Origin of the sequence: Saccharopolyspora sp. NPDC000359 (assembly GCF_040300525.1) — a bacterium.
Classification (GTDB): Bacteria; Actinomycetota; Actinomycetes; order Mycobacteriales; family Pseudonocardiaceae; genus Saccharopolyspora.
Map to the genome: position 1 here is coordinate 36,566 of NZ_JBEPDU010000022.1, position 14,134 is coordinate 50,699.

Consider the following 14,134-nt stretch of genomic DNA (forward strand, 5'->3'; position numbering starts at 1 on the left):
GTACTCGCGCGAATTTGTCCACAGCGGACCAATTTGTCCACAGATTTCGAAAACCCCCTTTCCGCAACGTGATTGGGGGTTGATCGTGGTGGCATGACAACGCGACTGAACGCCACCGTTTCGCTGACCGAACCCGCCGACGTGCTGGCCGCGGTACCGCACATGCTCGGTTTCCACCCGACCGACTCGCTCGTGGTGCTGACGCTGCACGACCTCGCGTTCACGCCGAGGTTCGGCGTCACGCTGCGCACGGACCTGCCGTGCTCGATGCACATGTGCGGGTTCGGCGAGCACCTGCTGTCCGGCCCGCTCGGGCGGCAGCGCGTGGAAGCCGCCGTGTTCGTCGTCGTCGGTGCCGAGCCGAACGCCTGCGACGACAACTGCGCGGGCGCCTGCCGTCGACCACTGCTCAACGGGCCCGACGTGCCCGAGTACGACACAGGTCCGCCGCACGCGGACCTGATCGATATGGTGCGGGACTCGTTCCACCGGGCCGGGATCGTGACGGCGCACGCGTTGTGGGCGCCGGAGATCCGGGCGGGAACGCACTGGCGCTGCTACTCCGACCCGGAGTGCCGCGGCGAGGTCCCCGACCCGAAGTCCTCGCCCGTCGCGGCGGCCATGGCGGCTGCGGGGGTGGTGACCTTCGGCAGCCGGGACGAGCTCCGGTCGCTGGTCGCAGCCGAATCGTCACAGGCCGTCGCCCGCTGGTCGGCCAAGCTCGACGCGCTGGCCGAGGAACGCCTCGAGGACGACGACCCGACCAGGGTGCGGCGTGACGTGCAGCTGGTGCTCGCCGCCATCCAGCGGGCGGCCAGCGGCTCCGCGCTGACCGAGGACGACCGGTTGCGGGTGCTGCTGGCGGTGTCCGACACCAGGGTGCGCGACATCGCACTGGGCACCGCGCTGGGCGACACGGCCAGGGCAGCCGAAGAGCTCTGGCTCGGCCTGGTGCGCAACGCCCCCACCCCGGAACTGCCCGAGGTCGCCGCGCTGCTGGCGTTCTCGGCCTACCTGCGGGGCGAGGGCGCGCTCGCCGGTGTCGCGCTGGAGCGGATCGAGCAGACCCAGCCGGACCACCAGCTGGGCAGCCTGCTGCGGCAGGCCATCGACACCGGCCTGCCGCCCGCAGAACTGGCAGCCATCGCCCGGGACGCCGCCGAGGACGCCCGGATCATGCTCGAAGAGGACGGAGCTTGGTGATGCACGACGACTACAGGACCCAATTGCCCGGACCGGGCGGCTCAGGAGCCCCCGCGCAGCTTGGTGAACTCCCAGGCGTCCCGCACGATGACCTCGAGGTCGGCCCGCTGCGGCTGCCAGCCCAGTTCCTCCCGCGCGCGCTGGCTCGACGCCACCAGCGTCGCCGGGTCACCGGCGCGGCGCGGCGCCACCTCGGCCGGGATCGGGTGGCCGGTCACCTCGCGGCAGGCGTCGATCACCTGCTTGACCGTGAACCCGGTGCCGTTGCCGAGGTTGTAGATCCGGTGCTCCCCGGCGACGGTGTGCTCCAGGGCCAGCAGGTGGGCGTCGGCCAGGTCGGTGACGTGGACGTAGTCGCGGATGCAGGTGCCGTCGGAGGTGGGCCAGTCCTCGCCGAAGATCTGCACCCTCTCCCGCTGGCCGGAGGCGACCTGCAGCACGATCGGGATGAGGTGCGTCTCGACGGTGTGCCGCTCGCCGAAGGCGCCGTGGGCACCCGCCACGTTGAAGTACCGCAGGCTCGCCGCGGCGATGCCGTGCGCGCTGGCGTAGCTGGTGATCGCGTGGTCGATGGCCAGCTTCGTCGCGCCGTAGGTGTTCGTCGGCCGCGTCGAGGCGTCCTCGGTGATCGGCGTGACGTCCGGCTCGCCGTAGGTCGCTGCGGTGGAGGAGAACACCAGGCGGGGGGTGCCGTGCTCGTGCATCGCGTCCAGCAGCCGCAGCGAGGTGACGACGTTGCCGTGCCAGTACTTCTGCGGGTCCTGCATGGATTCGCCGACCAGCGACTTGGCCGCGAAGTGCAGCACGCCGTCGAACGGCTCCGCGAGCAGTTCGCCCGCCGCCGCGGCGATGTCGGCCTCGACGAACTCGCAGCCGTCCGGGACCGCGTCGGCATGCCCGGTGGACAGGTCGTCGACCACGACGACCTCGTGACCGGCCTCCACCAAGCGCGCGGCGCAGACGCTTCCGACGTAACCGGCGCCGCCTGTGACGAGGAGCTTCAACTGGGTACTGCCTTCCGTTCGTGTGCTGGTTCGGCCGCCGCGGACCGGCGAGCGGCGGCGGTCACCGGCTGGTCACCGGTCCCGCCCCGCACCGGCGGAGGGTACCGCTGTGAACAGCCGGGGCGCGGTGAGGTCCGCCCGGGCGAAGGCGTCCAGGACGGCCTGCTCGACGGTCGACCGGCTGTCGGCGGGCACCAGGGCGATCGCCGAGCCGCCGAACCCGCCGCCGATCATCCGGGAGCCCAGCGCGCCGGCCGCCAGCGCGGTGTCGACCGCGAGGTCCAGCTCGGGGCTGGAGATCCGGTAGTCGTCGCGCAGGCTGGCGTGCGAGGCGTTGAGCAGCGGACCGATCTCGGCGTAGCGCCCGGCGCGGAGCTCGTCCACTGTGGCCAGCACCCGGTCGTTCTCGGTGACGACGTGGCGCACCAGTGGCCGGAGTTCCTCCGGAAGATCCGCCAGCACCGCAGGCAGTTCCGTCGCGGTCACGTCGCGCAGCGCCTTGCGCCCGAGCAGTTCGGCGGCGCGTTCGCAGCCACGACGCCGTTCTCCGTAACCGGATTCGCTGTGCGAGTGCTTCACGCGGGTGTCGACCACGAGCACTTCCAGACCGGCGCCGAGCGAGTCGAACGGGATCTGCTCGCCCTGCCCGGTCCGCACATCAAAGAACAGCGCGTGCGCCTCGGTGCAGGCCAGCGAGGCGGTCTGGTCGAGCAGGCCCGTCGGGGCCCCGGCGAAGTCGTTCTCCGCCCGCTGCACCAGACGCGCGATCTCACCGAGGCTCGGCGCGCCCGGCTGGCCCGGCGCGGCGTCCGCGGTGTCGAGCAGTGCCAGCGCCGTCGCGCACTCCAGCGCGTGCGAAGAGGACAGACCGGCGCCGGTCGGCACGTCGCCGACGATCAGCAGGTCCGCACCGCCGAGCCGGAAACCGGCCTCGCGCAGGGCCCAGGCGACGCCGGCCGGGTAGGCGGCCCAGCCGGTGGGGGAGCCGGGGTGCAGGTCGGCGATGGCGATCTCGGGGCTGCGGTGCAGCCGCCGGTCGCTGCCGAAGGTCGCCATGGACAGCAGCCCGTCGCCGCGGAGCCGGACCGCGACCGCGGTCCGGTGCGGCAGGGCGAAGGGGAGCACGTACCCGTCGTTGTAGTCGGTGTGCTCCCCGATCAGGTTCACCCGGCCAGGGGCGGACCAGACCGCGCTCGCAGCGCTGCCGTGCTCCTCGGCGAACAGTGCCGCCGCGCGCTCGGCCGAGGTCACTTGGCGTTCACCATGACCGCGTGCGCGATGCTGGAGGACAGCTCGGTGCTGCCGTTCGCGCCCCGCACCTCGATCGGCTTGTTCGGGCCGACGACCGACATGATCTCCACTTCGTTGCCCGGCAGGACGCCGACTGCCTTCAACTCGGTCATCAGGTCGGGGTCGAGCTGGACGTGCTCGGCGATGCGGCGGATGACCGCGCGACCTCCGCCGTTGCGCGCGATCTCGTCGACCCGCTGCAGGTCGCCGTCGGCCGACGTCTCGGTGTGGTCCACGCCGAGCTCGTCGAGGCCCGGGATCGGGTTGCCGTAGGGGGAGGTGGTGGGGGTGCCGAGCAGCTTCACCAGCTTGCGCTCGACGGCCTCGCTCATCACGTGCTCCCAGCGGCACGCTTCGTTGTGCACGTGCTCCCACTCGAGACCGATCACATCGACGAGGAGCCGCTCGGCGAGGCGGTGCTTGCGCATCACGCTGATCGCGCGTGCGCGGCCGGTCTTGGTGAGCTCGAGGTGCCGGTCCTCGGCGACGGTCAGCAGCCCGTCGCGCTCCATGCGGGCCACCGTCTGGCTCACCGTGGGGCCGCTCTGCTCCAATCGCTCGGCGATGCGGGCACGGAGTGGAACAACGCCCTCTTCTTCGAGGTCGTAGATGGTGCGGAGGTACATCTCAGTGGTATCGATGAGATCGTTCACGTCGGCTCCCCATTCAAGTCCCAACCACGATGCTAGTCGCCCCGGGCGACAGCGGTCAGCGGTCGGGGAGTTGACTGCCAGGATTTTCGACCGACCTCGTCGCCGGGCTACGAAAGGCCGTCCTGTGGATCCTTTGATCAGTACCGATGATCTCACGACCGCGTTGCAGGGGCAGGCACCCCCGACCCTGCTCGACGTCCGCTGGTCCCTGCTCGGCCCGCCCGGGCGGGAGGCCTATGCGGCCGGACACCTGCCGGGCGCGGTGTTCGTCGACCTGGACGCCGAGCTGGCCGCCGAGCCGGGACCGGCGGGCCGTCATCCGCTGCCGGAGCCGACCGATCTCGAAGCCGTCCTGCGGCGGGCCGGGGTGCGCGCCGACCGGCCGGTGGTCGTCTACGACGCCGACAACGGCTCGGCGGCGGCCCGAGCCTGGTGGCTGCTGCGCTGGGCCGGGCACCGGGAGGTGGCGGTGCTCGACGGCGGCTTCGCGGCGTGGGTCGCGGAGGACCGGCCGACCACGGCAGAGCGACCGCGACCGGTCGAGGGCGACTTCCGGGTCCGAGCTGGCTCGATGCCGGTGATCGATGCCGACGGTGCGGCGCGGCTGGCGCGGGAGGGCACGTTGCTCGACGCCCGAGCTCCGGAGCGGTACCGCGGGGACGTCGAGCCGATGGACCCGCGGGCCGGGCACGTCCCGGGCGCGCTCAACGCGCCGTTCGCCGCGCACGTGACCGACTCCGGGCGGTGGCGGTCCGCGCACGAGCTGGCGGAGCACTTCGCCGCGCTCGGCGTCGACGGGGGCGGGCCGATCGGGGCCTACTGCGGTTCCGGGGTGACGGCGTGCTCGGTGCTGCTCGCCCTGGAACACGCTGGCGTGACCGATCCGCAGCGCCCGGCCGCGCTGTACGCGGGCTCGTGGTCGAACTGGTCGGCGGACCCGGACCGCCCGGCCGCGACCGGGGAGGAGGTGGGCTGAGCCGCCGATCAGGGCCGCCGCAGTGGCCTGCAACACTGTGTTGGTCGACACACGGCGGGTAGCGTCCGCGTCATGGGTTCTCAGTGCGCTGTGGTGTGGAACGAGTCGGTGCTCGACTACGACCTCGGTGGGCACCACCCGCTGCATCCGATCCGGTTGGACCTGACCATGAGGTTGGCCCGCTCGCTCGGTGTCCTCGACGGCGTCGAGGTCCTCGAACCGGGTCCGGCGGCGGAGGAGGACCTGCTGCGGGTGCACACCCCCGAGTACCTCGAAGCGGTCCGCGCCGCGCCGATGGTCGGGTGGGAGGTGGGGCACGGCCTCGGCACCGAGGACAACCCGATCTTCGACCGGATGCACGAGGCAGCGGCGTTGATCTCGGGTGCCTCGATCCGGGCTGCGGAGCAGATCGTGACCGGCAGGGCGGACCGGGCGGTCAACCTCGCGGGTGGGCTGCACCACGCGATGGCCGATCGGGCGGCGGGGTTCTGCATCTACAACGATTGCTCGGTGGCCATCGCGTGGATGCTCGAGCAGGGGGTGGAGCGCATCGCCTACCTCGACGTCGACGTGCACCACGGGGACGGGGTGCAGGCGGCATTCTACGACGACCCGCGGGTGATGACCATCTCCCTGCACCAGCACCCGCTCACGCTGTGGCCCGGCACCGGGTTCAGCACGGAGGTGGGCGGCGGGGCGGCCGACGGCACGGCGGTGAACATCCCGCTGCCGCCGGGGACCGGGGACGCCGACTGGCGCCGCGCGTTCCACGCGGTGGTGCCCTCGGTGCTGGCGGCGTTCCAACCGCAGGTGCTGGTGACGCAGTGCGGGGCCGACGCGCACCGCGAGGACCCGCTGGCGGACCTGTCGAAGACCGTGGACGGGCAGCGCGCGACCTACCAGGACCTGCGGGAACTGGCCGACAGCTGCGCGGGCGGCAAGTGGTTGGCGCTGGGCGGCGGTGGATACTCGCTGTTCCGCGTGGTGCCGCGCGCCTGGACCCACCTGCTGGCGACGGTGCTGGACCGCGACCTCGCCCCGGAGACGACCATCCCCGAGGACTGGATGGCGCACGCGGCGCGGGCGGCGCAGAACGTCCCGCTGCCGACGTCGATGACCGACGGGGCTGATCCGTCCTACGAGCGTTGGACGGGGGTGACCGCGTCCTCGGTGGACACCTCGATTCGCGATACCCGGCACGCGGTGTTTCCGTTGCACGGTCTCGACCCGGTCGACAGCCGCGACTGAGGAGTCCGAAGTGGACGTGACTGTTCAGGGGCAGGAGCAGGCGGAGTACCCGCGGCAGTGGGAGGCCGACGTGGTGCTCTCCGACGGCGGCACGGTGCACATCCGGCCGATCGCGGTGGCGGACGCCGAGAAGCTGATCGCCTTCCACGGGCGGCTCAGCGACCGGACCCGCTACTACCGCTACTTCGGCCCGTACCCGCGGATGCCCCAGCGTGACGTGGAGCGGTTCACGCACGTCGACTACGCCAACCGGGTCGCGCTGGTCGCGCTGCTCGGCGACGACATCGTGGCGGTGGGCCGCTACGACCGGCTGGGCGAGCAGAAGTCGGCCGAGGTCGCGTTCGTGGTGGAGGACTCGCACCAGGGGCGCGGTCTGGGCTCGATCCTGCTGGAGCACCTCGCGGCCGCGGCGCGGGAGCGCGGGCTGCAGCGCTTCGTGGCGGAGGTGCTGGCGGAGAACTCGACGATGGTGCGGGTGTTCCGCGACGCCGGGTACCAGGTGAGCCGCGCGATGGAGGAAGGCGTGGTGCACCTGGAGTTCGACATCGACCTCACCGAGGAGTCGGTCGCCGTGGCCCGCGCCCGGGAGCAGGCCGCCGAGGCGCGCAGCGTGCACAACCTGCTGCGCCCCCGGTCGGTGGCGGTGATCGGCGCGTCGACTGACCACCGCAAGATCGGCCACGCGGTGCTGGCGAACCTGCTCACCGCGGACTTCACCGGCCCGGTGTACCCGGTCAACCCGGAGCACCGCTCGGTGCGCGGGGTGCGCGCCTACCCCTCGGTGCTCGACATCCCGGACGAGGTGGACCTCGCCGTGGTGGCGATCCCGGCGGCCGGGGTGACCGAGGTGCTCGACGACTGCCTGGCCAAGGGCGTGAAGACGCTGGTCATCGTCAGCTCCGGGTTCAGCGAGAGCGGTCCGGAGGGGCGGGAGGTCGAGCGCGCGATGGTGCGCGAAGCCCGCGTGCACGGCATGCGGGTGGTCGGCCCGAACGCGCTTGGCGTGGTCAACACCGATCCGGACTTCCGGCTCAACGCCAGCCTGGCCCCGCAGCTGCCGGGCCGCGGGCGCACCGGCTTCTTCTGCCAGTCCGGCGCGCTCGGGGTGGCGATCCTGGCCACCGCCACCGAGCGCGGGCTGGGGCTGTCGACGTTCGTCTCGGCGGGCAACCGGGCCGACGTGTCCGGCAACGACCTGCTGCAGTACTGGCAGACCGACCCGGCCACCGATGTCGTGCTGCTGTACCTGGAGTCGTTCGGCAACCCGCGCAAGTTCGGTCGGCTGGCGCGCCGGTTGGCCCGCAGCAAGCCGGTCGTGGTGGTCAAGTCGGGGCGCAACGCGGTGCGCCCGGGCCTGGCGGCGACCTCGGTGCAGATAGACGAGACCAGCGTGCAGGCGCTGTTCGAGCAGTCCGGCGTCATCCGCGTGGAGTCGGTGGCGCAGATGTTCGACACCGCGCTGCTGCTGGCGCACCAGCCGCTGCCGCAGGGTGATCGCGTTGCGATCGTGGGCAACTCCTCGGCCCTGGGGATGCTCGCGGCGGACGTGGCCCAGGCCCAGGAGCTGGCGCTGGCCGGGGAACCCGTCGACGTGGGCGCGTCGGCGGGGCCGGAGGTGTTCGCCGCAGCGGTCCGCGATGCTGCGCTGCGCCCGGACGTCGATGCGCTGGTGACGGTGTTCGCGCCCCCGGTGGCAGTCCCGGGGACCGCCTACGCCCGCGCCATGCGGGAGGCCCTGCAGGAGGCCGACGTGGCGCGCTCGAAACCGGTGGTGACCACCTTCCTGGCCGCCGAGGGCGTGCCAGACGAGCTGGCGGCTCCCGGGCCGGACGGCATCGCGGGCAGGGGGTCCGTGCCGTCGTACCCGAGCCCGGAGCGCTCGGTGCTGGCACTGGCCAGGGTGACCCGCTACGCGCAGTGGCGGGCCGCTCCGCAGGGGCACTTCGTGCGTCCTCCGGACGTCGACGCCGAGCGGGCGCGGTCGTTGGTCGAGGGCTGGCTGGCGGCCGGTGTCGACAAGCTCGACGACGAGTGCGTGCTGCAGCTGCTCGCCTGCTACGGCATCGACGTGGTGCCGTTCCGGCAGGTGAGCGGGGTGGAGGAAGCGGTGGCCGCCGCCGAGTCGTTGGGCTTCCCGGTCGCGCTGAAGTCGGTCAGCGACCACCTCCGCCACCGCAACGACCTGGTGGGGGTCCGGCTGGACCTGGGCAGTGCCGACGCGGTGCGGGCCGCCTACGCCGACATCCACCGGGTGTCCGGGCTCGCCGAGGTCTACGTGCAGCGGATGGCGGTGCGTGGGACCTCGTGCGTCATCGACCTGATGGACGACCCGTCGTTCGGCACGCTGGTGTCCTTCGGGCTCTCCGGGGTGGCCAGCGAACTGCTCGGCGACAAGGCCTACCGGGCCCTCCCGCTGTCCGACGTGGATGTGTCCGCGCTGGTCAGAGCACCCCGAGCGGCTCCGCTGCTGGCGGGGTACCGGGGCGCCGAACCGGCGGACCTGGCGGCGCTGGAGGACCTGGTGCTGCGGGTCGCGACGCTGGCCGAGGACCTGCCGGAGGTGCGCGACCTGGCGCTGCGACCGGTGCTGGCCTCCCCGGCGGGGGCCGCCGTCACCGGCGCCAAGGTGGCCATCGGCAAGTCCCCGGTGGTGCTGGACACGGGGCCGCGGCGGCTGCGCTGAACCCCTGTTCGAGACTGGGGCGTTCCGTTAATCTGTGCGGCGTGGACACCGACACCACCGCCCGCCGCCCCGAACCTGACGCGCCCACCTCGGTCGTGCTCGGACTGGTCTCGGCCGGGCAGCACCGGATCAAGGTCCGCGCGGCGCAGCAGGACGACCCGACCCGCCCGGTGGTCGTGCTGGTCCCCGCCATGGGGGTGCCCGCGCGGTACTACCGGCCGTTCGTGGCCGACCTGCACCGTCAGGGCCTGACCGTGGTCACCTTCGACCTTCGCGGCCAGGGCGAGAGCAAGCCGATCGCCGCCCGCGGCGTGCGCTACGGCTACCAGAGCTTGGTCGATGACCTCGACGGTGTCCTCGACCTGATCGAATCGGTGTTGCCGCAGGCGCCGCGCTTCCTGCTCGGGCACAGCCTCGGCGGGCAGATCGCCCTGCTGCACACCGCCCGCCACCCGGGACGGGTACAGGGGGTGGCGCTGGTGGCCTCGGGCTCGGTGTGGTTCCGAAGCTTCCCGGGCGTGCACAAGCTGCGCACGTTGGTCGGCACGCAGGTGGTGGCGACCGCCTCGACGCTGCTCGGCTACTGGCCTGGGCACCGCTTCGGCTTCGGCGGTCGGCAAGCGGCGGGCCTGATGCGGGACTGGGCACGCCAAGCTCGCACCAGCAAGTACCGCCTCCACGGCTCGGCCACCGACTACGAAGCTGCGCTGCGCGAGGTGCGGGTGCCGTTGCTGACCGTCAGCGTCGCGGGGGACCGGTTGGCACCGAAGTCCTCAGTGGACCACTTGGCGGGGAAGGCGCACCAGGCGGTGCGCACGTCCAAGCACTACACGAGGTCGGAGTCCGGGGCGGAGGACCTCGGCCACTTCAGCTGGGTGCGCAACGGCGGTGCCCTGTCGAAGTGGGTCAAGGACTGGATCGCGACTGCGCACCAACCGTCTGTCCACTCCTGAGCGACCAAGGACCGGCGGGCTGGGCAGTGCCCGCCCGCCGATCCGTCAGCAGACCGAGTCGCTGGGCTTGGGGACGCCGAGCCCGAACAGCGGGCGCAGCTTCAGCCCGATCCAGGTGCCGACCAGCGCCAGCAGCCCCCAGAGCCAACCGTGCAACGAGAACGAGGCGATCCCGGAGAAGTAGGCGCCGATGTTGCAGCCGTAGGCGAGGCGGGCGCCGTAACCCATCAGCAGGCCGCCGATCACCGCAGCCAGCACCGCCTTCGCTGGCATGCGCTTGGCCAGCACGAACGCGCCCGACGCGGCAGAGGCGACCAGGGCGCCGACGATGATCCCGAAGTCCAGCACCGAGGTCGAGTCGGCCAGCACCGGACCGGCCAGCGACGCGGCCCGCTCACCCTGCCAGTAGGGCCAGCTCGCCACGTCGACACCGACCGCCTGCAGCGCCTTCGAGCCCCACAGGACGAACGCCGAGGTGATGCCCCACGGGGAGCCGCGGGTCAGCAGCACGACCGCGTTGAGCACGGCCAGCAGGATCGCCCCGACCCACAGCGGCCACGCGCCGCGCAGGAATCGCCACAGCCCGTGCGACGTCGGCGGCCGACCGGCCGGGGGAGCGTCGTGCCGACGAGCCCAGCGGATCGCGACGAAGCCGATCGCACCGATCACGGCCAGCTGCACCACCAGCGCGCCGAAGTAGCCCAGGCCGGTGTCCTCGGCCAGCGAGAAGGAGCCGAAGGTGATCGCTTCGGACGTCCACATCGGAAGGTGCAGGGCGCCCAGCACGGAACCGCAGATGAAGAAGAACAGCGTGATGACCAACAGGGTGTTGCCGCCGCCGACGGCGAACAGGGTGCCCGAAGCGCACGCGCCGCCCAGCTGCATGCCGATGCCGAACAGCACCGCACCGACGACCAGTCCGAGGCCGACGGGGGAGACGTTGCCCTCCGCCTCCCCGCCGAAGAAGGTCACCCCACCGGCCAGGATCGGGGCGAACAGGATCGAGGCGGCGCCGAGCATGAGCAGGTGCGCGCGGATCCCCTCGGTCTGTCCGACGGAGACCAGCTGCCGCCAGGCGGAGGTGAACCCGAAGCGGGAGTGGAACAGGGTCAGCCCGAGCGCGAGTCCGAGCCCGGCCAGCACGGCGGACTTCACACCGACTGCGGCGGCCGCGGCGACCACCAGCGCCACGGCGGCGAGCGCGCCGATGGTCAGCGGAACCCACTGCGGCTTGCCCTGCGGTTCTCGCGGGGGAGCTGTTCTCTGCGGGGCGGATGTGGCTGTGGTCGACATTCTCGGCACTCCAAGGCTGGAAGTGGACAGCACCGACGAAACCACGCCGCGGGGACCGATCACCAGCAGTTCCGAATTGTGGGAAAGGTGGGGATCGAAACCGATGTGATTCCCACGCAACCCCACGCGCCACCCCCTCCGTCTGTAGGGCATGAGACGCCTACACACCGCAATGGGTGCGGGGGCTCTGCTCCTTGCGCTGGCCGCCTGCGCCCAACAGCCGACCGACGATGTGGGTTTCGGCGGCCAGCCGCCGGCACCGCCCGGACCGGTGCAGCCGAAACCGGAGAACGAACGGACCCCCGTCGCCGAGACCTCACTCGACGCCACGGCGTTGCCGGAGGGCTACCCGGCGAAGGTCTGGACCCAGGACGGCGGCGCCGCCCTGGTGGCCACCGGCCAGGAAGGCGGCTGCAGCAATGTGCACGCCGAGGTGGCCGAGCAAACCGCTGACCACGTCAAGCTCGTCCTGGTCGAGGAAACCCCGGACCCGCCGGGGATCTGCACGATGGACCTGCGCTACCCGCCGGTGGCGGTCCAGCTGGACGCGCCGCTCGACGACCGCAAGGTCGTCCTGGAACAGCGCGACGTGAAGGTCCCACGCTGACAACAGGCGCGCAGGAAAGTCCTGCCCGCGTAGCAAGAACCTGAGAAACCTGGCCGCTCTGGGACGACCTGGGAATCCTGCCACTCAGGAACGTCCTGACGAACCACACAGGAACGATCGGAACGGACACAACCAGAACACCGCGTTTCCCGCAGGAGGTGGGGCTCCTGCGGGATACGTGGCGTTCTGCCCCCGTGCAAACCCGTTCGAGTGGTGGAATCGTGTCCAGTTGACACGTGCACGACCTGGCGGAAAGCGTGCGGCACGGCTGCCGCCGAAGCGGAGATGTCACATGCGCCGCAGGCGCACCACCCACCCCAGCAACTCGCTCTGCCGCGGGTTCTCAGACCTCGCCTGGCGAGGAGAACCCGTTCGTCGCGCATCTGGACATGCATGAGAACGGGATCCCGGAGCCAGGCGGCGTCTGAGGCTCCGCTACCCGCACCGCCGCGCAAAGCGTGGTCAGAACAGGAAACTACCGGCCGAAGGAGATCTGGAGGGTGGGCTTGGTGGCTTCTGCGAAGAAGTCCTCGCCCTTGTCGTCCACCACGATGAAGGCCGGGAAGTCCTCGACCTCGATGCGCCAGACGGCTTCCATGCCGAGCTCGGGGTACTCCAGCACCTCGACCTTGCGGATGCAGTCCTGCGCCAGCCGGGCCGCGGGGCCGCCGATGGAGCCGAGGTAGAAGCCGCCGTGGGTGCGGCAGGACTCGGTGACCTTCTTCGACCGGTTGCCCTTGGCCAGCATGACCAGCGAGCCGCCTGCGGCCTGGAACTGCTCCACGTAGGCGTCCATGCGCCCCGCGGTGGTGGGGCCGAAGGAGCCGGAGGCGTAGCCGTCCGGTGTCTTGGCCGGGCCCGCGTAGTACACCGGGTGGTCGCGCAGGTACTGGGGCATCGGTTCACCGGCGTCGAGCCGTTCGGCGATCTTGGCGTGCGCGATGTCGCGGGCCACCACCAGCGGACCGGTCAGCGACACCCTGGTCTTGACCGGCAACTTCGACAGCTCGGCGCGGATCTCGCTCATCGGCCGGTTCAGGTCGATCTTGACGACGTCGTCGGACAGCTGCTCGTCGACCACGTCCGGCAGGTAGCGGGCCGGGTCGCGCTCCAGCTGCTCCAGGAACACGCCCTCCGGGGTGATCTTGGCCTTGGCCTGCCGGTCCGCGGAGCAGGACACCGCCACGCCGACCGGCAACGACGCGCCGTGCCGGGGCAGCCGGATCACGCGCACGTCGTGGCAGAAGTACTTGCCGCCGAACTGCGCGCCGATGCCGAACTGCCGGGTCATCTCCAGCACCTGCTGCTCCATCTCGACGTCGCGCAGCGCGTGCCCGGAGGCGGAGCCCTCGCGCGGCAGTTCGTCGAGGTAGCGGGCGGAGGCCAGCTTGGCGACCTTGAGGTTGAACTCGGCGGACATGCCGCCGACCACGATCGCCAGGTGGTAGGGCGGGCAGGCCGCGGTGCCCAGCGAGCGCAGCTTCTCCTCCAGGAACCGGCCGAGCCGCGTCGGGTTCAGCAGCGCCTTGGTCTCCTGGTACAGGAAGGTCTTGTTGGCGCTGCCGCCGCCCTTGGCCATGAACAGGAAGTCGTACTGCGGGTCGGTGCCGCCCTTGGAGTAGAGCTCGATCTGCGCGGGCAGGTTGCTTCCGGTGTTGCGCTCGTCCCAGAAGTTCAGCGGCGCCATCTGCGAGTAGCGCAGGTTCAGGTCCTGGTAGGCGTCGAAGATGCCGCGGGCCAGCGCTTCCTCGTCCTGGCCGCCGGTCAGCACTGATTCGGTGCGCTTGCCGATCACGATCGCGGTGCCGGTGTCCTGGCACATCGGCAGCACCCCACCCGCCGAGACGCACGCGTTGCGCAGCAGGTCGGTGGCCACGAACCGGTCGTTCGGGCTGGCCTCGGGGTCGTCGATGATCGCACGCAGCTGGGCCAGGTGCGACGGGCGGAGCAGGTGCTGGATGTCCTTGATCGCCTCGGTGGCCAGGGCGGTGAGCGTGCTCGGCTCGACTTCGAGGAAGCGCCGCCCCGCCGCCTCGACCACGCGAATGCCCTCGGTGGTGACCAGGCGGTATTCGGTGTCGTCGGGGCCGAGCGGCAGTACTTCGGTGAAATCGAACTTCGTGGTGGTCACGTCGCGGCTCCTTTGCGCGCGTTCGGGTTACGCGATGCCCCATGTAACCGCGTGGTGGATCAGCGCGTCCACGGGGGTGGCCCAGGTGTGACG

11 protein-coding genes are annotated in these 14,134 nt (G+C 71.5%); 6 read left to right on the forward strand and 5 right to left on the reverse strand.

Annotated features, from left to right (window positions below):
* Nucleotides 1–93 precede the first annotated feature (93 nt).
* Nucleotides 94–1,203, forward strand: coding sequence for a DUF4192 domain-containing protein (locus ABT324_RS16180; RefSeq protein WP_351177240.1), 1,110 nt, complete (start codon nucleotides 94–96; stop codon nucleotides 1,201–1,203).
* 41 nt (nucleotides 1,204–1,244) lie between these two features.
* On the opposite strand, the gene galE is transcribed toward ABT324_RS16180, so the two are convergent.
* The 3 genes from galE to ABT324_RS16195 form a co-directional block, all read right to left on the reverse strand.
* Nucleotides 1,245–2,207 carry a UDP-glucose 4-epimerase GalE gene (gene galE, locus ABT324_RS16185; protein WP_351177243.1) on the reverse strand — a complete coding sequence of 321 codons (963 nt, stop codon included), beginning with the start codon at nucleotides 2,205–2,207 and terminating at the stop codon, nucleotides 1,245–1,247.
* A 72-nt stretch (nucleotides 2,208–2,279) separates the two neighbouring features.
* Nucleotides 2,280–3,458: a galactokinase gene (galK, locus tag ABT324_RS16190; RefSeq protein ID WP_351177246.1), complete on the reverse strand. Its 1,179-nt coding sequence runs from the start codon at nucleotides 3,456–3,458 to the stop codon at nucleotides 2,280–2,282.
* Complete coding sequence (locus ABT324_RS16195) at nucleotides 3,455–4,150, reverse strand: iron-dependent transcriptional repressor DtxR (protein WP_351177249.1); 696 nt, start codon at nucleotides 4,148–4,150, stop codon at nucleotides 3,455–3,457. The genes galK and ABT324_RS16195 overlap by 4 nt, the downstream gene beginning before the upstream one ends.
* A gap of 124 nt (nucleotides 4,151–4,274) precedes the next feature.
* Between ABT324_RS16195 and ABT324_RS16200 the strand changes: the two genes are divergently transcribed.
* From ABT324_RS16200 to ABT324_RS16215, 4 genes are all read left to right on the forward strand, one after another.
* Nucleotides 4,275–5,126, forward strand: coding sequence for a sulfurtransferase (locus ABT324_RS16200; RefSeq protein ID WP_351177252.1), 852 nt, complete (start codon nucleotides 4,275–4,277; stop codon nucleotides 5,124–5,126).
* A gap of 72 nt (nucleotides 5,127–5,198) precedes the next feature.
* Nucleotides 5,199–6,374: an acetoin utilization protein AcuC gene (locus ABT324_RS16205; protein ID WP_351177255.1), complete on the forward strand. Its 1,176-nt coding sequence runs from the start codon at nucleotides 5,199–5,201 to the stop codon at nucleotides 6,372–6,374.
* A gap of 10 nt (nucleotides 6,375–6,384) precedes the next feature.
* A complete protein-coding gene (locus ABT324_RS16210; protein WP_351177258.1) occupies nucleotides 6,385–9,057 on the forward strand; it encodes a bifunctional acetate--CoA ligase family protein/GNAT family N-acetyltransferase in 2,673 nt (890 codons plus the stop codon).
* A 41-nt stretch (nucleotides 9,058–9,098) separates the two neighbouring features.
* Nucleotides 9,099–10,010 (forward strand): alpha/beta hydrolase family protein, encoded by a 912-nt coding sequence (locus tag ABT324_RS16215; RefSeq protein ID WP_351177261.1) that lies wholly within the window; start codon nucleotides 9,099–9,101, stop codon nucleotides 10,008–10,010.
* A gap of 45 nt (nucleotides 10,011–10,055) precedes the next feature.
* Here the strand turns inward: ABT324_RS16215 and ABT324_RS16220 are convergent, their stop codons facing one another.
* Complete coding sequence (locus tag ABT324_RS16220) at nucleotides 10,056–11,303, reverse strand: YeeE/YedE family protein (protein WP_351177264.1); 1,248 nt, start codon at nucleotides 11,301–11,303, stop codon at nucleotides 10,056–10,058.
* A 151-nt stretch (nucleotides 11,304–11,454) separates the two neighbouring features.
* On the opposite strand from ABT324_RS16220, the gene ABT324_RS16225 reads away from it, so the two are divergent.
* Nucleotides 11,455–11,910, forward strand: coding sequence for a hypothetical protein (locus ABT324_RS16225; protein ID WP_351177267.1), 456 nt, complete (start codon nucleotides 11,455–11,457; stop codon nucleotides 11,908–11,910).
* 475 nt (nucleotides 11,911–12,385) lie between these two features.
* Here the strand turns inward: ABT324_RS16225 and ABT324_RS16230 are convergent, their stop codons facing one another.
* On the reverse strand, nucleotides 12,386–14,041 hold the full coding sequence (locus tag ABT324_RS16230) for a fumarate hydratase (protein WP_351177270.1): 1,656 nt from the start codon (nucleotides 14,039–14,041) through the stop codon (nucleotides 12,386–12,388).
* Nucleotides 14,042–14,134 lie beyond the last annotated feature (93 nt).

Excerpts from the sequence above, each read along its gene's own strand:
- ABT324_RS16220 (WP_351177264.1), bottom strand. The coding sequence starts at position 11,303 with ATGTCGACCACAGCCACATCCGCCCCGCAGAGAACAGCTCCCCCGCGA.
- ABT324_RS16180 (WP_351177240.1), top strand. The coding sequence starts at position 94 with ATGACAACGCGACTGAACGCCACCGTTTCGCTGACCGAACCCGCCGAC.
- ABT324_RS16205 (WP_351177255.1), top strand. The coding sequence starts at position 5,199 with ATGGGTTCTCAGTGCGCTGTGGTGTGGAACGAGTCGGTGCTCGACTAC.
- ABT324_RS16225 (WP_351177267.1), top strand. The coding sequence starts at position 11,455 with ATGAGACGCCTACACACCGCAATGGGTGCGGGGGCTCTGCTCCTTGCG.